18 protein-coding genes are annotated in these 18,194 nt (G+C 69.2%); 13 read left to right on the top strand and 5 right to left on the bottom strand.

Annotated features, from left to right (window positions below; all coding sequences use genetic code 11):
* The first annotated feature begins 1 nt into the window (after position 1).
* Together ASE12_RS07520 and ASE12_RS07515 are read left to right on the top strand one after the other, a co-directional pair.
* On the top strand, positions 2–1,951 hold the full coding sequence (locus ASE12_RS07520) for a fumarate reductase/succinate dehydrogenase flavoprotein subunit (RefSeq protein WP_056398907.1): 1,950 nt from the start codon (positions 2–4) through the stop codon (positions 1,949–1,951).
* Positions 1,948–2,694: a succinate dehydrogenase/fumarate reductase iron-sulfur subunit gene (locus tag ASE12_RS07515; protein WP_056398905.1), complete on the top strand. Its 747-nt coding sequence runs from the start codon at positions 1,948–1,950 to the stop codon at positions 2,692–2,694. Before ASE12_RS07520 ends, ASE12_RS07515 begins: the two co-directional genes overlap by 4 nt.
* Before the next feature lie 66 nt (positions 2,695–2,760).
* Here ASE12_RS07515 and ASE12_RS07510 read toward each other — a convergent pair whose 3' ends face one another.
* The 4 genes from ASE12_RS07510 to ASE12_RS07495 form a co-directional block, all read right to left on the bottom strand.
* Positions 2,761–3,267, bottom strand: a complete 507-nt coding sequence (locus ASE12_RS07510; RefSeq protein ID WP_056398903.1) for a hypothetical protein — start codon at positions 3,265–3,267, stop codon at positions 2,761–2,763.
* Positions 3,264–4,262 (bottom strand): hypothetical protein, encoded by a 999-nt coding sequence (locus ASE12_RS07505; RefSeq protein ID WP_056398902.1) that lies wholly within the window; start codon positions 4,260–4,262, stop codon positions 3,264–3,266. The genes ASE12_RS07510 and ASE12_RS07505 overlap by 4 nt, the downstream gene beginning before the upstream one ends.
* 75 nt (positions 4,263–4,337) lie before the next feature.
* Complete coding sequence (locus ASE12_RS07500) at positions 4,338–4,976, bottom strand: response regulator transcription factor (protein WP_056398899.1); 639 nt, start codon at positions 4,974–4,976, stop codon at positions 4,338–4,340.
* The gene (locus ASE12_RS07495; protein ID WP_056398898.1) at positions 4,973–6,196 is read right to left on the bottom strand and encodes a sensor histidine kinase; all 1,224 of its coding nucleotides are present in this window, start codon (positions 6,194–6,196) and stop codon (positions 4,973–4,975) included. The genes ASE12_RS07500 and ASE12_RS07495 overlap by 4 nt, the downstream gene beginning before the upstream one ends.
* Before the next feature lie 92 nt (positions 6,197–6,288).
* On the opposite strand from ASE12_RS07495, the gene ASE12_RS07490 reads away from it, so the two are divergent.
* Together ASE12_RS07490 and ASE12_RS07485 are read left to right on the top strand one after the other, a co-directional pair.
* On the top strand, positions 6,289–6,699 hold the full coding sequence (locus tag ASE12_RS07490; protein WP_056398895.1) for a MarR family winged helix-turn-helix transcriptional regulator: 411 nt from the start codon (positions 6,289–6,291) through the stop codon (positions 6,697–6,699).
* Positions 6,700–6,778: 79 nt separating this feature from the next.
* On the top strand, positions 6,779–8,071 hold the full coding sequence (locus ASE12_RS07485) for an MFS transporter (protein ID WP_056398893.1): 1,293 nt from the start codon (positions 6,779–6,781) through the stop codon (positions 8,069–8,071).
* A gap of 3 nt (positions 8,072–8,074) precedes the next feature.
* Here the strand turns inward: ASE12_RS07485 and ASE12_RS07480 are convergent, their stop codons facing one another.
* Positions 8,075–8,383: a hypothetical protein gene (locus ASE12_RS07480; protein ID WP_056398891.1), complete on the bottom strand. Its 309-nt coding sequence runs from the start codon at positions 8,381–8,383 to the stop codon at positions 8,075–8,077.
* 82 nt (positions 8,384–8,465) lie between these two features.
* On the opposite strand from ASE12_RS07480, the gene ASE12_RS07475 reads away from it, so the two are divergent.
* The 9 genes from ASE12_RS07475 to ASE12_RS07435 all read left to right on the top strand — a co-directional run bounded on the left by ASE12_RS07475 (position 8,466) and on the right by ASE12_RS07435 (position 18,182).
* Positions 8,466–9,632, top strand: coding sequence for an amidohydrolase (locus ASE12_RS07475; protein WP_056398888.1), 1,167 nt, complete (start codon positions 8,466–8,468; stop codon positions 9,630–9,632).
* 147 nt (positions 9,633–9,779) lie between these two features.
* Positions 9,780–10,859 (top strand): BMP family protein, encoded by a 1,080-nt coding sequence (locus tag ASE12_RS07470; protein ID WP_235508866.1) that lies wholly within the window; start codon positions 9,780–9,782, stop codon positions 10,857–10,859.
* A 109-nt stretch (positions 10,860–10,968) separates the two neighbouring features.
* Complete coding sequence (locus tag ASE12_RS07465) at positions 10,969–12,480, top strand: ABC transporter ATP-binding protein (RefSeq protein ID WP_235508865.1); 1,512 nt, start codon at positions 10,969–10,971, stop codon at positions 12,478–12,480.
* Positions 12,477–13,565, top strand: coding sequence for an ABC transporter permease (locus tag ASE12_RS07460; RefSeq protein WP_056398879.1), 1,089 nt, complete (start codon positions 12,477–12,479; stop codon positions 13,563–13,565). Before ASE12_RS07465 ends, ASE12_RS07460 begins: the two co-directional genes overlap by 4 nt.
* The gene (locus ASE12_RS07455; protein WP_056398878.1) at positions 13,562–14,803 is read left to right on the top strand and encodes an ABC transporter permease; all 1,242 of its coding nucleotides are present in this window, start codon (positions 13,562–13,564) and stop codon (positions 14,801–14,803) included. Before ASE12_RS07460 ends, ASE12_RS07455 begins: the two co-directional genes overlap by 4 nt.
* Positions 14,804–14,808: 5 nt before the next feature.
* The gene (locus ASE12_RS07450) at positions 14,809–15,222 is read left to right on the top strand and encodes a cytidine deaminase (protein WP_369797242.1); all 414 of its coding nucleotides are present in this window, start codon (positions 14,809–14,811) and stop codon (positions 15,220–15,222) included.
* Positions 15,219–16,436 carry a cytochrome P450 gene (locus ASE12_RS07445; protein WP_056398877.1) on the top strand — a complete coding sequence of 406 codons (1,218 nt, stop codon included), beginning with the start codon at positions 15,219–15,221 and terminating at the stop codon, positions 16,434–16,436. Before ASE12_RS07450 ends, ASE12_RS07445 begins: the two co-directional genes overlap by 4 nt.
* A complete protein-coding gene (locus ASE12_RS07440) occupies positions 16,433–17,716 on the top strand; it encodes a thymidine phosphorylase (RefSeq protein ID WP_056398876.1) in 1,284 nt (427 codons plus the stop codon). Before ASE12_RS07445 ends, ASE12_RS07440 begins: the two co-directional genes overlap by 4 nt.
* Before the next feature lie 10 nt (positions 17,717–17,726).
* The gene (locus ASE12_RS07435; protein ID WP_056398874.1) at positions 17,727–18,182 is read left to right on the top strand and encodes a MaoC family dehydratase; all 456 of its coding nucleotides are present in this window, start codon (positions 17,727–17,729) and stop codon (positions 18,180–18,182) included.
* The last annotated feature ends 12 nt before the right edge of the window (positions 18,183–18,194 follow it).

Below are 18,194 nucleotides of genomic sequence, written 5' to 3'. Positions count from 1 at the left end.
CATGACCACGAACGTCTCCGAACAGTTCCACGCCGTCGGCGAGGACATCCACGACACCAAGGCGCCTGCGGGCCCGATCGAGCGTCGGTGGGACGAGCGCAAGTTCAGCACCAAGCTCGTCAACCCGGCCAACCGCCGCAAGCTCAGCGTCATCGTCGTCGGCACCGGCCTCGCGGGTGCCTCCGCAGCCGCTACGCTCGGCGAGGCCGGCTACCAGGTCAAGAGCTTCTGCTACCAGGACAGCCCGCGTCGGGCGCACTCGATCGCCGCACAGGGCGGCATCAACGCGGCCAAGAACTACCGCAACGACGGCGACAGCATCTACCGGCTGTTCTACGACACGGTCAAGGGCGGCGACTTCCGCGCCCGCGAGTCCAACGTCTACCGCCTCGCCCAGGTGTCGGTGAACATCATCGACCAGTGCGTCGCACAGGGCGTCCCGTTCGCGCGTGAGTACGGCGGACTGCTCGACAACCGCTCGTTCGGTGGCGTGCAGGTGTCCCGTACGTTCTACGCCCGCGGCCAGACCGGCCAGCAGCTGCTGATCGGCGCCTACCAGGCGCTCGAGCGCCAGATCGCCGCCGGCACCGTCGAGATGAACACCCGGCACGAGATGCTCGAGCTCATCATGATCGACGGCAAGGCCCGCGGCATCATCGTCCGCGACATGGTCAGCGGCGAGATCGAGACGCACACCGCCGACGCCGTCGTGCTGGCCACGGGTGGCTACGGCAACGTGTTCTTCCTGTCGACCAACGCGATGGGTTGCAACGTCACCGCCACGTGGCGCGCGCACCGCAAGGGCGCCTACTTCGCGAACCCCTGCTACACGCAGATCCACCCGACCTGCATCCCGGTCAGCGGCGACTACCAGTCCAAGCTCACCTTGATGTCGGAGTCGCTGCGCAACGACGGCCGGATCTGGGTGCCCAAGAAGGCCGGCGACGACCGCGCCCCCAGCGACATCCCCGAGGACGAGCGCGACTACTACCTCGAGCGCATCTACCCGGCGTTCGGCAACCTGGTGCCGCGCGACATCGCCTCGCGCGCCGCCAAGTACCAGTGCGACGCCGGCAAGGGCGTCGGCCCCGGAGGACTGGGCGTCTACCTCGACTTCGCCGACGCGATCGCGCGCCTCGGCCGCCACGAGGTCGAGGCCAAGTACGGCAACCTCTTCGACATGTACGCGCAGATCACCGGCGAGAACCCGTACGAGCAGCCGATGCGCATCTACCCCGCGGTGCACTACACGATGGGCGGCCTGTGGGTCGACTACGACCTGCAGAGCAACCTCGAGGGCCTGTTCGTCGCCGGTGAGGCCAACTTCTCCGAGCACGGCGCCAACCGCCTCGGTGCCTCCGCCCTGATGCAGGGACTGGCCGACGGCTACTTCGTCCTGCCCTACACGATCGCCAACTACCTGGCCGACGGCCCGTACGAGAAGATCGACGACTCGCACCCCGAGGTCGTCGCCGCTCGCACGGCGGTCGAGGAGCGGATCGAGAAGTTCCTGTCGATCAACGGCACCCGCACGGTGGACTCGTTCCACAAGGAGCTGGGCCAGATCATGTGGGACTACTGCGGCATGGAGCGGACCGAGGAGGGCCTGATCAAGGCCATCAGCATGATCCGCGACCTCAAGGCCGACTTCTGGTCCAACGTCAAGGTCACCGGCGTCAACGAGGAGCTCAACCAGACCCTCGAGCGCGCCGGCCGCGTCGCCGACTTCTTCGAGCTCGGCGAGCTCATGTGCATCGACGCGCTCAACCGCCGCGAGTCGTGCGGTGGGCACTTCCGCGCCGAGAGCCAGACCGAGGACGGCGAGGCGCTGCGTCACGACGACGAGTTCGCGTACGTCTCGGCGTGGGAGTTCGGCGACGAGCAGCCCATGCTGCACAAGGAACCGCTGGAGTACGAGTACGTCGAGATGAAGTCCAGGAGCTACAAGTGAACATCACCGTCAGGGTGTGGCGTCAGAAGAACGCCGACGACAAGGGCCGGATGGTCACCTACGGCGTCGAGAACGTCAGCGAGCACATGTCGTTCCTCGAGATGCTCGACGTCCTCAACGAGCAGCTCACGCTGTCCGGCGACGACCCCATCGCGTTCGACCACGACTGCCGTGAGGGCATCTGTGGCATGTGCGGCGTCGTGATCAACGGCATCGCGCACGGCCCCGAGGTCACCACGACGTGCCAGCTGCACATGCGCAGCTTCGAGGACGGCGCCGTCATCGACGTCGAGCCGTGGCGTGCGGGCGCGTTCCCGGTCGTCAAGGACCTCGTCGTCGACCGTTCGGCGTTCGACCGGATCATCCAGGCCGGTGGCTACATCAGCGCGCCGACCGGTTCGGCCCCCGACGCGCACGCCGTGCCCGTCCCCAAGGACGACGCCGACCACGCGTTCGACGCGGCGACCTGCATCGGCTGTGGCGCGTGCGTCGCGGCGTGCCCCAACGGCTCGGCGATGCTGTTCACGGCCGCCAAGATCACGCACCTCGGCCTGCTGCCCCAGGGTCAGCCCGAGCGCGAGTCGCGGGTCATCGGCATGGTGGAGCAGCACGACCACGAGGGCTTCGGCAGCTGCACCAACATCGGCGAGTGCACGTCGGCGTGCCCCAAGGGCATCCCGCTCGACACGATCGCGCAGCTCAACCGCGATCTGCTCGGCGCCCTGGCGCACGGCAAGGCCTGATCCCACCTTTCGAAGCGTTGCGCAGGTTCTCCACGCCGGGAACCTGCGCAACGCTTCAAAACTCGGCTACCGGCGCCGTGCCTGCGGCGCGCGCCGGCGGCGCAGGTAGGCGACGGCCACCACCGCCAGCAGGGGGCCCCAGAGGAGCAGGGGCAGGTAGCAGAGGGTCACGATGACCGCCTGCGGGCCGTTGAAGTAGTCGTAGAACTCGCTGCCCGCCATGCCCCAGAAGACCCACGTCCAGAGCGCGGTCAGGACCGTGGCGCCGGTGATGGCCGGGACGAACGCGGCCAGAGGTCGTACGGGCCGGCCGCCGATCAACGGGATCCAGCGAGGCGCGACCTCGCCCCATGGCTGGACGAGACCGAGGGTCATCAGGGCCGCGCCCTCCGACACCAGCGTCAGCGAGACGATGTAGACCCGCATCCAGAAGCCGCCGACGTCGGCATTGGTCATCGGCAACCCGACGACGAGCGCGATGCGCCAGAGGCCGGACGGCAGGGTGAGGAGCGGTACGAGGTGCGCGATGCGGCGGGTCCGGGCCTCGCGTGGCCTGGTGTCAACGACTGTCATGCGTCCAGCCTGCTCATTCGCGGCGCTTCGCCCATCCCTCGCGGGAGCGATCCTGATCCCCCGCGGGAGCGGGTCCGCCGGTGGTACGCGATCGCGGCGACGCCCAGCGCCGCACCCCACACCAGGTACGCCGGGACGGCGACCCAGAAGAACGTCTCCGGCAGGTCCATCCGGCCATCCGGAGGGAACGGGTTGCGGCCGTGGAGCCGCTCGACGACCATCTGGCCGAGCATCACGCCGAAGTAGGTGACGATCATGACGGAGACTCCGGCACCGGGCCAGAGCACCAGTCGCCGAGGCACCCGCCGTCCGGCGAGCCCCACGACCCAGCGCGGCCACACCATCCCCCACGAGTGCACGAGCGCGAGCGGCAGGAGCGTCCCGGCGAGGACGAAGCAGCCCTCGAAGGCCATGCCCGACAGCGGCGACTCGTCGAACCCCACGACCGCTTGGGCACCGATCCGGGTGAGGCAGCCGGCCATCGAGACGTACGCCGCGACGTAGGCCCACCGTGGCGTGCGGTCCAGAGGTGTCATCGCCGCCTGCACGCGGTCGAGGCCGCGCTGGCGGATGCCGGACTGCTGCCGGAACGACCTGGCGGCGAGCGCGAGCAGCACCCCGCCAGACGCGCAGGCGACACGGCTGACCGCGCCAAGCGGGTAGCGGTCGATGCCCATGCCCGGGAACACGTTGCCGACCAGGTCGAGGACGAGCATCACCGAGGCGGCGACCAGGGCGACGGCCACGATCCCTGCACCGACCAGCACGGGAACCGCCTCCCGGCGACCCGGCCGCAGCATCGCGCCTGCCAGCGCAGCGGCGGCGCCACAGAGCGCGACGCTCCACCACCCGGTGAACACCACCAGGTCCGTGCCGATCGCCGAGACGTGCGACGGCAGGCCGTCGAGCTGCCAGTACGTACGCACGGCGCCGTAGCTCAGAGCCCACACCAGCGTGGTGCGAGCCAGGATGTTGTGCTGTTCGGTGGGTGACATGTCTCCACCGTCCTCGGGCAGGCGGCGTCCGCCATCGCTCGCACGAGGGAGCTCGCTGGCGCGCTCGGGGGAGATTCAGCGGGTCGCGATGAACCCCGTCTCGTACGCCTCGATGACCGCCTGGAGCCGGTCCCGGACCCCCAGCTTGGCCAGCACGTTGCTGACGTGGGTCTTGACGGTCTCGACCGTGACGAACAGGGCTGCGGCGATCTCGGCGTTGCTCGCGCCTTGGGCGACGAGGCGCAGGACCTCCTCCTCGCGCTCGGTCAGCGACCACGTCCGGGACCGCGGCGTGCTGAGGTGGCTCCCGGCCATCGACCGGATCGCCGCCGGGAAGAGCAGCGACTCGCCGCGGGCCACGACGCGGATCGCCTCGACGACCTGCTCGGGCCCGGCACGCTTGAGCAGGAACCCGCTCGCGCCGGCGCGCAGGGCGTCGTAGACGTACTCGTCGTTCTCGAACGTCGTGACGACCAGCACGTGCGGCGGCTCGTCGAACGCCGCGAGCAGCAGCTCGGTGGCCCGGATGCCGTCGATGCGCGGCATGCGCACGTCCATCAGCACGACGTCCGGCCGGTGCCGGCGTGCCAGTGGCACGACCTCGGTGCCGTCGACGGCCTCACCGACGACCTCGAGATCGGGCTCGGCGTCGATCACGGCAGCGAGTCCGCGCCGGATCAGCGGCTCGTCGTCGACGACCAGGACCGTCGTCATGCGTCCACCCGCATCGTCACGTCGAGCTCCCACCGGCCGTCGACCTCGCGTGCCTCGATCCCGCCGCCGTACGACCTGGCCCGCTCGGCCATCCATCGCAGGCCTCGGCCGCCGGAGGGCCGGGGAGCCGCAGGCGCCGCAGGCACGGGGTTCGAGACGTGCAGACGTACGACGCCGTCCTCGACCGTGACGCGCAGCGACACCGGGACCGGGCCGGCATGCCGCAGGGCATTGCCGAGGGCCTCCTGCACGACCATGAACGCGTCGCTCGACAACGGTTCGGGCAACGAGGCGACCGGGCCGGCGAGCTCGGTGTCGATCACCAGGCCGGCCGCGGCGCTCTGGCTGACCAACGAGTCGATGTCGGCCAGCGTCCTGCGGCGGCCCGGTGGTCCTTCGTCGCGCAGCGTCGCGAGGGCGCCGTCGAGGTCGGCCAGTGCCTGGCTCGCCGCCGCCTCCACCGCGGCGAGGGAGTCGCGGGCGAACTCCGGATCCGCGTCGAGCAGCTTGCGGGCGGCGCCGGCCTGCACGGCGACGACGCTGAGGGCGTGCCCGACCGAGTCGTGCAGGTCGCGCGCCAGGCGGTTGCGCTCCGACAGCTCACCGGTGACCCGTTCCATCTCAGCCAGGCGTGCCATCGACGACCGCCCGAGAAGTCGCGGCGCCACCCATGACATCAGGGCGCCGAGGGCGGCGGTGCCGTACGCGAACCCGACCAGGCAGCCGATCCCCAGGAGCGCCATGACCGGCCGTGACTGCCCCTGCCACGCCGCGTCGCCGCCCAGGTCGACGATCCCGATCGCGCCGAGCAGGAACGTCACGCCACTGGGCAGCACGATGAGCGTCGCGACGCCCACGAGACCTCCGGACACCAGGTGCAGGGCGAAGAACGCACCCGCCCGCACCCGGTCGGCTCCGCTGACGGACGACGGGATCAGCTCGGCGACCAGGGGACCGCGCAGCAGCTGCTTCGCCGCAACGACCTCGAGCTGCCGGACCGCCTCGAGCATCGCCGTCAACGCGATGGCGCCCGCCATCAGCGCGAGTCCGCCGGCGACAGCGGCCGTGACGGCTGCGGCTCCGTCGCCCCAGACGAGCATCGTGGGGTAGACACCGACGACGAGGTAAGGGGTGAAGACGGCAGCGCCGAGGACCAGGTAGACCCAGCGGCGCCACGTGCTCGACCCGAGGGGCCGCAGGACGATACGAGCCGGATTCACCCTTCGATGTTGCCACGCGGCAGGCCGCGTGAGATCCCCTGAGCGGGGGATATCCATTTTGGTTAGCATAGGTAATGAGGTATGCTAAGGATATGCCCACCGACTCACACCAGCTCGCTCGGTCGGTGGCCCGTCTCAACCGTCGCCTCCGCCAGGAGCGCCAGACGGACCTGACGCCGACGCAGCTCTCGGTCCTCGGCTCGATCCTCAAGCTCGGGCCGTCCACCCCGAGCGCGATCGCCGCCTACGAGAGGGTTCAACCGCCCTCCATCACCCGCACCATCACGTGCCTCGTCGACGAGGGCCTCGCGATCCGCGAGCCGCACCCCGATGACGGCCGCCAGGTGCTCATCTCGGTGTCCGACAAGGGCGATGCCGTGCTGGCCGAGGAGCGGCTGCGCCGCGACGAGTGGCTCGCGCAGCGCCTCGCCGAGCTCACGACCGCCGAGCGCAAGACCTTGAGGGAGGCGACCGCACTGCTGGAACGGTTGGCCGCGAGTTGACCACCCCACGAAGCCGCGGTCTGCGCCCGTTGAGCCTGTCGAAACGTGCTTTCGACAGGCTCAAGGACCGGAGTGTCCGATGAGCCCCACGTTCCGGGCCCTGTCGATCCGCAACTACCGCATCTATGCGATGGGCGCCCTCGTCTCCAACATCGGCACCTGGATGCAGCGCGTCGCGCAGGACTGGCTGATCCTGCAGCTGACCCACAGCGGCACGGCGCTCGGCATCACGACCGGGCTCCAGCTGTTGCCCGTCCTGCTCTTCTCGCCGATCGCCGGTGTCGTCGCAGACCGGGTGCCCAAGCGCACGGTCCTGCGGTTCACCCAGACCGCCATGGCCGTTCCTGCGGCGGTCCTCGGCGGCCTGGCGATCGCCGGGGTGGTCCAGGCGTGGCACGTCTACGTCCTGGCGTTCGTGTTCGGCATCGGCACGGCGTTCGACGCGCCGGCCCGCCAGTCGTTCGTCGTCGAGATCGTCGGCAAGGACGACCTTGCCAACGCCGTCGGCCTCAACTCCGCGTCGTTCAACTCCGCACGCATGATCGGTCCGGCCCTCGCCGGCGTCCTGATCGCCGCGCTCGGCTCGGGTGTCCGAGCCACCGGTTGGGTCATCCTGGCCAACGCGATCAGCTACGTCGCGGTCCTCGTCTCGCTGCAGCTCCTCGACGGGAGCCGCCTGCGGCCGTCGCCGGTCACCGGCACGCGCAAGGGCGCCGTCCGTGACGGGGTGCGATACGTACGATCGCGCCCGGATCTCATCCTGATCCTGACCTGCGTGTTCTTCGTCGGTACGTTCGGCATGAACTTCCAGATGACGAGTGCGCTGATGGCGACCGAGGTCTTCCACAAGGGTGCGGGGGAGTACGGCATCCTCGCGTCGATCATGGCGGTCGGCTCGCTGATCGGATCGCTCCTCGCGGCGCGGCGGTCGCGCCCCCGTCTGGCGTTCGTCGTGCTGGCCGGGGCTGCGTTCTCGATCGTCGAGATCGTCTCAGGACTGATGCCCGGCTACGGCTCGTTCGCCGCGGTCCTGCCTCTCCTGGGGCTGTGCGCCCTGACCATGATCACCTCGGCCAACGCGATGATGCAGATGACGACGAGCGCCGTGATGCGCGGCCGGGTCGCGGCGCTCTACCTCATGATCTTCATGGGCGGCACGCCGCTCGGCGCTCCCCTGATCGGCTGGGTCGGCGAGGAGTTCGGCGCCCGCTGGATGCTGATCGGCGGCGGCGCGGTCTCGCTGCTCGGCATCGCCGCCGGAACGCTGTGGTACCTGCACAAGCAGGACATCCACCGCCCGGAGCTCGAGACGTTCGCACGGGACATGCGCTGGACCGTGCGACGTCCCGTCCGGACCGCCTCCACGCCCTAGGGCTCAGAGGTGCTTGAGCACCTCGGCGCGAGCGGTCGCCAGCTCGGCGGCCGTGATCGTGCCCTTCGCGTGGAGCGCGTCGAGGTCGGCGAGCCGCTGCTCGACCGGCTTCTCGGACGCGAGTGCCTTGCTGTTGATCAGGGTCGTCATCGCCTCGGTCTCCATCGTCAGCGGGTTGACGCCCGCGTCGGAGGCCTTCTTCCAGTTCATGACCGTCAGCACGATGCCGCCGACGAGCACGAGGACCATGAGGACCGGAACGATCGTGAACATGGCGTCGAACGCTGAGTCGCCTGGGAAGCCGTCATCCATGCCGGCACCCTATCGGGCCTCCCCGGCGTCCATCCGCAGGCGGAGTGCCGGGGAGCCGGCGAATCAGCGATATCCTGAGCAGATGTCCTTGTCCGACGCACTCGCGCGATCCATCGATGTGGTCACGCCCGACCTCATCGAGGTGCGGCGTGAGCTGCACGCCTATCCCGAGCTCTCGTGGCACGAGGAGCGTACGACCGACCTGGTCGCGACGTGGATGGACAAGAGCGGCATCTCCTACGAACGCTTCGAGGGCACCGGGCTGATGGCCGAGATCGGCCCCGACGGCGGGCCGATCGTCGCGCTGCGCGCCGACCTCGACGGGCTGCCGGTGGTCGACACGTCCCAGGACCCGTGGAAGTCGAGCGTCCCGGGTGTCTCGCACTCGTGCGGCCACGACGTCCACGTCGCCGCGATGCTGGGGGCCGCCGTCGCGCTGGCCCAGGCCGACGCCGACCAGAAGCTTCCCGTGCGCGTACGCCTGATCTTCCAGCCCGCCGAGGAGGTCATGCCCGGCGGCGCGCTCAAGCTGCTGGCTGCCGGCGCCCTGCGCGGGGTCTCGCGGATCTTCGCGCTGCACTGCGACCCGTCGCTCGACGTCGGCCACGTCGGACTGCGCGAAGGCCCGATCACGGGCGCCTCCGACCACATCCACGTGCAGCTCAGCGGCCGCGGCGGACACACGTCCCGCCCGCACCTGACGGAGGACCTCACCTACGCCCTCGGCAGCCTGCTGACGCAGCTGCCCGCCGTGCTGTCCCGCCGATTCGATCCCCGCGCCGGCGCGAGCATGGTGTGGGGCCAGATCCACTCCGGCAACGCCGCCAACGTCATCCCGTCGACGGGCGAGCTCAGCGGCACCCTCCGCATGCTCGACGCCGCCGCCTGGCACCAGGCCGAGCACCTCGTACGCGGCCTGATCAGCGACATCATCGAGCCCTTCGGGGTCAGCGCCGACGTGACCTACACGCGCGGCGTCCCTCCGGTGGTCAACGACTTCGGCGCCACCGAGATCATGCGCCGTGCCGTCACCGAGGCGATCGGTCCCAGTGGCGTCGCCTCGACCGCGCAGAGCCTCGGCGGCGAGGACTTCGCCTGGTACGTCGAGGCCGTGCCCGGTGCGATGGGCCGGCTTGGCACCCGCACGCCCGACGGTCCGACGTACGACCTGCACCAGGGCAACCTGCGCATCGACGAGCGCGCGATCGCGATCGGCGCCAAGGTCCTCGCCTGCGCCGCGGTGTCCTGACCTCGCAGCCCTCGTCGGTGGCAGGTTACGAATCGGTATCAACTGCGCTGAATGTCGTCTTGTCGCTCCCCTGAGGACCCGTCGGGAACTAGGGTCTGAGGACGTGCCGGGCTCCCGGCTCCGTATCGAGGAGGAATTTTGCGTCGATTGACGAAGCTTTCCGCCGTCGCTGCCGTTGCCGCGCTCGCTCTTGCGGGCTGTGGGAGCAGCGACAGTGGCGGCAGTGACGGCGGCGGCAAGCCCGCCGCCAGCAAGGATGTCTGCAAGACGGCCAAGGGCGATGGACCGAAGATCGGTCTCGCCTACGACGTCGGCGGACGCGGCGACCAGTCGTTCAACGACTCGGCGTACGTCGGCCTCAAGAAGGCTGTCGACGAGTTCGACGCGACCTGCATCGAGGGTGAGGCGTCCGACGGTGAGGCCGAGTCCGCTCGTGAGGACCGCCTGCGCAACTTCGCCGAGAACGGCGCCACCGCGATCATCGGTGTCGGCTTCGCCTACAGCGAGTCGGTCAACAAGGTCGCACCTGACTTCCCCGACGTCCACTTCGGCGTGATCGACGGTTTCGATCCGGACAAGGACGCCAACGACAACGTCGCCTACCTCGGTTTCGCCGAGGAGCAGGGCTCCTACCTCGTCGGCGTGGCCGCTGCCGAGAAGAGCAAGAGCGGCACGATCGGCTTCGTCGGTGGCGTTCACAACGACCTCATCAAGAAGTTCGAGGCCGGCTACACCGCTGGTGCCAAGGCCGCCAAGCCCGGTATCAAGGTCGAGGTCTCCTACATCCAGGAGTCCGATCTCAAGGGCTTCGGCGATCCGGCCGGTGGCAAGGCCGCCGCGACGGGCGAGTTCGACAAGGGCGCTGACGTGGTCTACCACGCTGCTGGTGGCTCGGGCTCCGGTGTCTTCGACGCCGCGGTCGAGGCCGGCGACGGCAAGTGGGCGATCGGTGTCGACTCCGACCAGTACCTCACGGCGACCAAGACGCAGCAGCCGCACATCCTGACGTCGATGCTCAAGCGCGTCGACACCGCGACGTACGACTTCATCAAGTCAGTCGACGGTGGCAAGCCGCTGACGAGCTACCAGACGTACGACCTGAAGGCGGACGGCGTCGGCTACTCGACGTCAGGTGGCTTCGTGGACGACATCTCCTCTGACATCGACGGCTACAAGGCCAAGATCATCAGCGGTGAGATCAAGGTCCCGACGGTTCCCGGGAAGTAGCAGGACAAACCAGTAACCACGAGCCTGGGCTGGCGCGGTAGCGTTCAGCCCAGGCTCGTGCCCTTTTGTGTCGAGCCAGTGCATGTTGAATGTTGCGGGAGGAGTGTCCGTGCCATCTGAAGTGGATGCGGTGAAGCTGCGAGGGATCGGCAAACGGTTCCCCGGTGTGATCGCCAACCATGACGTCGACGTGACGATCCGCTCGGGCACGGTTCACGCCCTGATCGGCGAGAACGGCGCCGGCAAGTCGACGCTGATGAAGATCCTCTACGGGGTCCAGAGGCCCGACGAGGGCACGATCGAGATCGACGGCGCCGAGGTCACCCTGCGGACGCCGACCGACGCGATCGCGCATGGCGTCGGCATGGTGTTCCAGCACTTCATGCTCGCCGACAACCTGACCGTGCTCGAGAACATGGTGCTCGGCGCCGAGAAGCTGCACGGCATCGGTGACGACGCCCGGTCCGAGATCCGCCGCATCTCCGACCGCTTCGGCTTCGACCTGGAGCCCGACGTGCTGGTCGAACGGCTCGGCGTGGCCGCCCGGCAACGGCTCGAGATCGCCAAGGTCCTCTACCGGGGCGCCAAGATCATCATCCTCGACGAGCCGACCGCGGTCCTCGTGCCGCAGGAGGTCGACGCGTTGTTCGCCAACCTGCGCGAGCTGCGCAGTGCCGGCAACTCCGTGTTGTTCATCTCGCACAAGCTCGACGAGGTCCTCGCGATCGCCGATGACATCACCGTCATGCGTCGTGGCACGACTGTCGGCACGGCCGACCCCAAGACCGCGACCAAGCGCCAGCTCGCCGAGCTGATGGTCGGGTCCGAGCTGCCGTCGCCGGAGACCGAGGAGTCGACCGTCACCGACACCGTCGAGCTCGAGCTCCATGACGTGACGCTGACCGACGACTTCGGCCGCGACGTGCTGAGCGACATCTCGCTGACGATCCACCGCGGTGAGATCCTGGGCATCGCCGGCGTCGAGGGCAATGGCCAGTCCGAGCTCGTCGAGGCCATCATGGGCATGCACATCCCCACGGCCGGGCGCATCACGTTGAGTGGCGAAGACGTCACGCACTGGCACACGCGCAAGCTCCGTGAGGCCGGCATCGCCTACATCCCCGAGGACCGGCACCGGCACGGCCTGCTCCTGGACTCTCCCCTCTGGGAGAACCGCATCCTCGGCCACCAGACCGAGGCGCCCAACGTCAAGGGACCGTGGATCAACCGTTCCGGTGCCCGCAAGGACACGACGCGGATCATGGCGGACTACGACGTGCGCGCGCCGGGCATCGACACGCTGGCCCGGGCCCTGTCCGGCGGCAACCAGCAGAAGCTCATCGTGGGCCGCGAGATGAGCGGCAACCCCAAGCTCCTGATCGCCTCTCACCCGACCCGCGGCGTCGACGTCGGCGCGCAGGCTGCGATCTGGGGCCACATCAAGCAGGCCCGTCGTGCGGGTCTCGCCGTGCTGCTGATCTCGGCCGACCTCGACGAGCTGATCGGCCTGTCCGACACGATCCAGGTGATCCTGCGCGGCCGGTTCGTCGGCACGTTCGAGCCGTCCACCGTGACGCCGCAGGATCTCGGCGCCGCCATGACCGGAGGGGAGGCGGCATGAACGCCGTTCAGCTGCGCAGGATCGGGATGGCGCTGCTGGCTCCGGCCATCGCGATCGCCGTCTCGGTGCTGGTCACCACGATCGTCATCGCCGCTGTCGGCAGCTCGCCGGGCGACTTCTGGTCGGCGATGTTCAGCGACCCGACGCCGCGCCTGCGGGTCAACATCGTCAACCAGACCGCGATGATCTACACCTCCGCGGTGGCTGCCGCGATCGGCTTCCGCATGGGGTTGTTCAACATCGGCATCGAGGGGCAGTACCTCATGGCCTCGTTCGCGGCCGCGTCGTTCGCCGGGGCTGCCTACCTGGGTGGCTTCGCCAACGTGGCGGTCTCGATCATCATCGCCATGGCTGTCGGCGCCGCGTGGGCCGGGATCGCCGGCATCCTCCGGACGACCCGCGGGGTGAGCGAGGTCATCTCGACGATCATGCTCAACGCGATCGCGGTGACCTTGGTCGGCTATCTCGTCGACCGGCACGGCGTGCACGAGGGCAACACCGTGCACACCAAGACGATCGAGAGCGGCAGCATGGTCAAGGGCTTCACGCCCTACGAGGCCAGGGACGGGCAGATCTGGGCCCTGTCGATCCTGGCCGTGCTCGTCGGCGTCGGCTTCTGGGTGCTGCTCAACAAGACCCGCTTCGGCTTCGACCTGCGCGCCAGCGGGCAGTCGCAGACCGCAGCCCTCGCCTCGGGCGTCAACCCCAAGCGCATGATCGTGGTCTCGATGATGCTGTCGGGCGGCGTCGCCGGCCTGATCTGGCTGCCGGCGCTGTTCGGCGCGGCCGGGTCGTACGGCACGTCCTACCAGTCCCAGCTCGGTTTCACTGGGATCGCCGTGGCGCTGCTGGGCCGCAACCGACCACTCGGCATGCTGTTCGGCGCGGTCCTGTTCGCGTTCTTGTCGGCGCAGTCCAACACGCTGACGTTCGGCACCGACGTCTCGCCGAGCATCGTGCAGATCACCCAGGGCGTCGCGGTCCTCGCGGTCGTGGTGAGCTACGAGGTGGTCCGCCGATGGCGCGCCCGGCTCGAGCAGCGCGTCGTGGCCCAGGAGCTCGGCACCGTGGAGGCGACGGCATGACCACGACCCAGACGACGACACAGCCCGGCCTGCTCGCCCGATTGACCAAGAACTGGTTCTACCTCTCGCTGGTCGGCATCGCGGTGGTGTCCCTCGTGCGCATCGTGACCGACACCAACGACCTCGACTCGACCGGCACGATCCGCGCCGCGATCATCGCGACGTGCCCGATCCTCATGGCGGCGCTCGGCGGCCTGTGGGCGGAGCGTTCCGGCGTCGTCAACATCGGCCTCGAGGGCCAGATGATCCTCGGCACCTGGGGCGCGGCGTTCTTCACCTACCACTACGGCCCCTGGGTCGGCATCCTCGGTGCTGCGTTGCTAGGGCTCATCGGCGGACTGCTGCACGCGGTGGCGACCGTGACGTTCGGCGTCGACCACATCGTGTCCGGTGTGGCGATCAACCTGATCGGCGCCGGTGCGGCGACCTACCTGGCCGAGGCGATCTTCCCCGACTACGAGGGCGGCGGCCCCCGCCAGCTTGTCGGGCTGGACGCGCCCACGAACATCACGATCCCCGGCATCTCCGACGCCGCGGGCAGCGTGGCCGACCACCACTGGTTCTTCGTCTCGGACGTCGCGTCGATGGTCGAGGCGCTCACGACCAACATCTCGTCGCTCAGCCTGGTCATCTTCGGCCTGGTCGTCGCGTCCGCCCTGATTCTCTGGCGTACGTCGTTCGGCCTGCGGCTCCGCTCGTGTGGTGAGAACCCGCAGGCCGCCGAGACGCTCGGCGTCAACGTCTACCTCTACAAGTACATCGCCGTGCTGGTGTCCGGCGCGCTCGCCGGGATCGGCGGCGGCTTCCTCGCCCTGGTCTCCTCCAGCGGCTACAGCGCGAGCCAGACCGGAGGTCGCGGCTACATCGGCCTCGCCGCGATGATCTTCGGCAACTGGCGTCCGGGCGGGCTGCTCATGGGTGCCTTGACGTTCGGCTACACCGACTCGCTCCGCCTGCGTGACACCGATGCGGTGCACGCGCTGCTGCTGCTCGTCGCCCTGGCGCTGCTCCTGATCGCGGCGCTGCGAGTGGTGCGCGGGCAGGTCAACGGCGCGATCATCATGGGCGTCGCCGGCGCCGCGGTGCTGGCCTGGTTCCTGCTGACCGACTCGGTCCCGCGCGAGTTCACGGTCATGACGCCGTACGTCACGACCTTGTTCGTCCTGGCGCTCGGCGCTCAACGGCTGCGAATGCCCGCGGCCGACGGCCAGCCCTATCGCAAGGGAAGTGCGGGATAGTGGCGTTGGGAATTTCGGGTCCGGACGACCCGATCGACTGGGACTCGCTGGCGAAGTACGCGACCGAGGTCATGGGACGCGCCTACGCGCCCTACTCCGAGTTCAAGGTCGGGGTGGCCGGGCTCGTCGACGACGGGCGGGTCGTGCTGGGCTGCAACGTCGAGAACGCGGCCTACGGGGTCGGGCTCTGCGCCGAGTGCGGCATGGTGTCGGCACTGCACGCGACCGGTGGTGGGCGGTTGATCGCGGTGGCATGCGTGGATGCCAAGGGGGCCGCTCTGATGCCGTGTGGACGCTGCCGCCAGCTCCTGTGGGAGAACGGCGGGCCGGACATGCAGCTCATGACGCCGAGCGGGGTCAAGACCATGACCGAAGTGCTCCCGGACGCCTTCGGGGCCGACGACCTGGACCAGCGTTGACGCGTTACGCGGTCCAGCTCGACCCCGGCAACCCCGACTTCCTGCACGATCCCTACCCGGTGCTCGCCGCGCTGCGGGCGACCGGCCCGGTGCTGTGGCACGAGCCGATGGGCGTCTGGCTCGCGACGACCCACGAGGCCGTGAGCCAGGTCCTGCGCAACCGTGCGTTCGGCCGGCTCTGGACCGACTGGGAGCCGGCGGCGGAGATGGAGCCGTTCAACGCGCTCCACCGCAACCAGATGATGGAGAACGAACCCCCCGAGCACACGCGTCTGCGACGGCTCGTCGCCTCCGCATTCGGCCGTGGCCACGTCGAACGCATGAGGTCTCGAATCCAAGACCTGGCCACGGAGATGGTGGATGGGTTGTTCGGGCCCGGCGACGGCGAACGATCTCCCCAGCAGGTGGACATCCTCAGTCGCTACGCCGAGCCGATGCCGGTCTACGTCATCGCCGACCTGTTGGGCGTACCTCGGGAGGACCACGTACGCCTGCGTGCCTGGTCGCAGGCCATCGTCCACATGTACGAGCCCAACGTCGACGAGACGACGAGGGGCGAGGCGATCGCAGCGAGCACGGCGTTCTCCGACTACGTACGCGCCGTGGTCGCCGAGCGGCGAACGAACCTCGGCGACGACCTGATCAGCGACCTGATCACCGCGCGCGACGAGGGGTCCAAGCTGACCGACGACGAGCTCGTCGCCTCGGTCGTCCTGCTGCTCAACGCCGGCCACGAGGCCTCGGTCAACGTGTTCGGCAACGGCATCCACGCGCTGCTGAGCCATCGCGACCAGCTGGCCCGGGTGACCTCAGGCGACGTGTCGGTCGAGATCGCGCTCGAGGAGCTCATCCGGTTCGACGCGCCCCTGCAGCTGTTCGAGCGTACGGCCACCGCCGACGTCGAGGTATGCGGCGAGACGATCAAGGCCGGGCAGAAGGTCGCCTGCCTGATGGGCTCGGCCAACCGTGACGCCGAAGCGTTCACCGACGCGGACACGTTCGACGTGGGCCGCGATCCCAACCCCCATGTCGGCTTCGGCATGGGCCTGCACTTCTGCCTCGGAGCACCGCTCGCCCGGCTCGAGCTGCAGATCAGCCTGAAGACACTGCTCGACCGCTTCCCCGCTCTCACGCTGGCGGGCGAGGCGCCGCGCCGCCCGACGTGGGTGCTGCGCGGCTTCGAGCGCATCGACGTCCTAGGAGGACACGCATGACCGAACCCTTCGACGCCGTTGAGGTGATTGCGGCGAAGCGCGACAAGCACGAGCTCGACGATGCCCAGATCGACTGGGTCGTCGACGCCTACACCCGCGGCGTCGTCGCCGACGAGCAGATGTCGGCGCTCGCGATGGCGATCCTGCTCAACGGCATGAACCGCCGCGAGATCAGCCGCTGGACCCGCGCGATGATCGACAGCGGCGAGCGCATGGACTTCTCGTCGCTGTCGTGGAAGACCGCCGACAAGCACTCGACCGGCGGGGTCGGCGACAAGATCACCCTGCCGCTCGCGCCGCTCGTCGCCGCGTGCGGCATCGCCGTGCCGCAGCTGTCCGGCCGCGGGCTGGGCCACACCGGCGGCACGCTCGACAAGCTCGAGGCGATCCCCGGCTGGCGGGCCGCGCTGACCAACGACGAGATGATGGCGCAGCTCGAGGACGTCGGCGCCGTCATCTGCGCCGCCGGTCCTGGCCTCGCGCCGGCCGACAAGAAGCTGTACGCGCTGCGGGACGTCACCGGCACGGTCGAGGCCATCCCGCTGATCGCCAGCTCGATCATGAGCAAGAAGATCGCCGAGGGCACGGGCGCCCTGGTGCTCGACGTCAAGGTCGGCTCGGGCGCCTTCATGAAGACCGAGCCCATGGCGCGCGAGCTGGCCGAGACCATGGTCGCGCTGGGCAACGACGCGGGCGTCACGACGGTCGCGCTGCTCACCGACATGTCGACCCCGCTCGGGCTGACCGCCGGCAACGCGTGCGAGGTCGCCGAGTCCGTCGAGGTGCTCGCAGGCGGCGGCCCGACCGACGTCGTCGAGCTGACCGTCGAGCTGGCGCGCGAGATGCTCGCCGCCGCAGGCAAGGACGACGTCGATCCTGCGGACGTGCTCGCCAAGGGTCGGGCGATGGACGTGTGGAAGCGGATGATCTCGGCCCAGGGCGGCGATCCCGACGCCGCGCTGCCCACGCCCAAGGAGACGCACGTCATCAGCGCGCCGGCCTCGGGCACGCTGACCCGCCTCGACGCCCTCAGCGTCGGTGTGGCCGCCTGGCGGCTCGGTGCGGGCCGGTCCCGCCCGGGCGAGCAGGTGCAGGCCGCAGCGGGCGTCGTGATGCACGCCAAGCCCGGCGACCAGGTCACCGCCGGCCAGCCCCTGCTGACCTTGCAGACGGACACGCCTGAGCGGTTCGACCGCGCGGTTGCCGCCCTCGAGGGCGGGTACGACATCGGAGCAGGCCAGGTCGACGCGTCGTCGGTCGTCATCGACCGCATTCGTTAGGTTGTGAAGCATGCGCATCTTGAACAACAGCAAGGAGATCGCGGCCGCCGCCGGGCAGGAACTCGGCGTCAGCGAGTGGGTCGCGATCACGCAGGAGCGGATCGATCTGTTCGCGGACGCGACGGGTGATCGTCAGTGGATCCACGTCGATCCCGAGCGGGCCGCAGACGGGCCCTTCGGTGCCACCGTGGCCCACGGCTACCTCACGCTGTCGATGCTGCCGTTCCTCGGAGCGCAGGTCTACGCCTTCGCCGGCAACGTCGCCCGCGTCAACTACGGCCTCAACAAGGTGCGTTTCGTCTCGCCCGTGCTCGTCGGCTCCAAGGTGCGCAACCGGGTCGAGCTGCTCGAGGTCGAGGAGATCGAGAAGGGTCAGCGCGCGACGCTGCAGCACACCGTCGAGATCAAGGGCAAGGACAAGCCGGCCTGCGTGGCGGAGACCGTCGTCCTGCTCATGGCGTCATGACACGATGACCCT

This window comes from Aeromicrobium sp. Root236, from assembly GCF_001428805.1.
GTDB lineage: Bacteria > Actinomycetota > Actinomycetes > Propionibacteriales > Nocardioidaceae > Aeromicrobium.
Note: the sequence above shows the minus strand (reverse complement) of the source record. Positions and strands in the feature narration are given on the sequence as shown.

Excerpts from the sequence above, each read along its gene's own strand:
- ASE12_RS07490 (WP_056398895.1), top strand. The coding sequence starts at position 6,289 with ATGCCCACCGACTCACACCAGCTCGCTCGGTCGGTGGCCCGTCTCAAC.
- ASE12_RS07505 (WP_056398902.1), bottom strand. The coding sequence starts at position 4,262 with ATGTCACCCACCGAACAGCACAACATCCTGGCTCGCACCACGCTGGTG.
- ASE12_RS07475 (WP_056398888.1), top strand. The coding sequence starts at position 8,466 with ATGTCCTTGTCCGACGCACTCGCGCGATCCATCGATGTGGTCACGCCC.
- ASE12_RS07435 (WP_056398874.1), top strand. The coding sequence starts at position 17,727 with ATGCGCATCTTGAACAACAGCAAGGAGATCGCGGCCGCCGCCGGGCAG.
- ASE12_RS07500 (WP_056398899.1), bottom strand. The coding sequence starts at position 4,976 with ATGACGACGGTCCTGGTCGTCGACGACGAGCCGCTGATCCGGCGCGGA.
- ASE12_RS07510 (WP_056398903.1), bottom strand. The coding sequence starts at position 3,267 with ATGACAGTCGTTGACACCAGGCCACGCGAGGCCCGGACCCGCCGCATC.
- ASE12_RS07520 (WP_056398907.1), top strand. The coding sequence starts at position 2 with ATGACCACGAACGTCTCCGAACAGTTCCACGCCGTCGGCGAGGACATC.
- ASE12_RS07440 (WP_056398876.1), top strand. The coding sequence starts at position 16,433 with ATGACCGAACCCTTCGACGCCGTTGAGGTGATTGCGGCGAAGCGCGAC.
- ASE12_RS07455 (WP_056398878.1), top strand. The coding sequence starts at position 13,562 with ATGACCACGACCCAGACGACGACACAGCCCGGCCTGCTCGCCCGATTG.
- ASE12_RS07485 (WP_056398893.1), top strand. The coding sequence starts at position 6,779 with ATGAGCCCCACGTTCCGGGCCCTGTCGATCCGCAACTACCGCATCTAT.
- ASE12_RS07480 (WP_056398891.1), bottom strand. The coding sequence starts at position 8,383 with ATGGATGACGGCTTCCCAGGCGACTCAGCGTTCGACGCCATGTTCACG.
- ASE12_RS07460 (WP_056398879.1), top strand. The coding sequence starts at position 12,477 with ATGAACGCCGTTCAGCTGCGCAGGATCGGGATGGCGCTGCTGGCTCCG.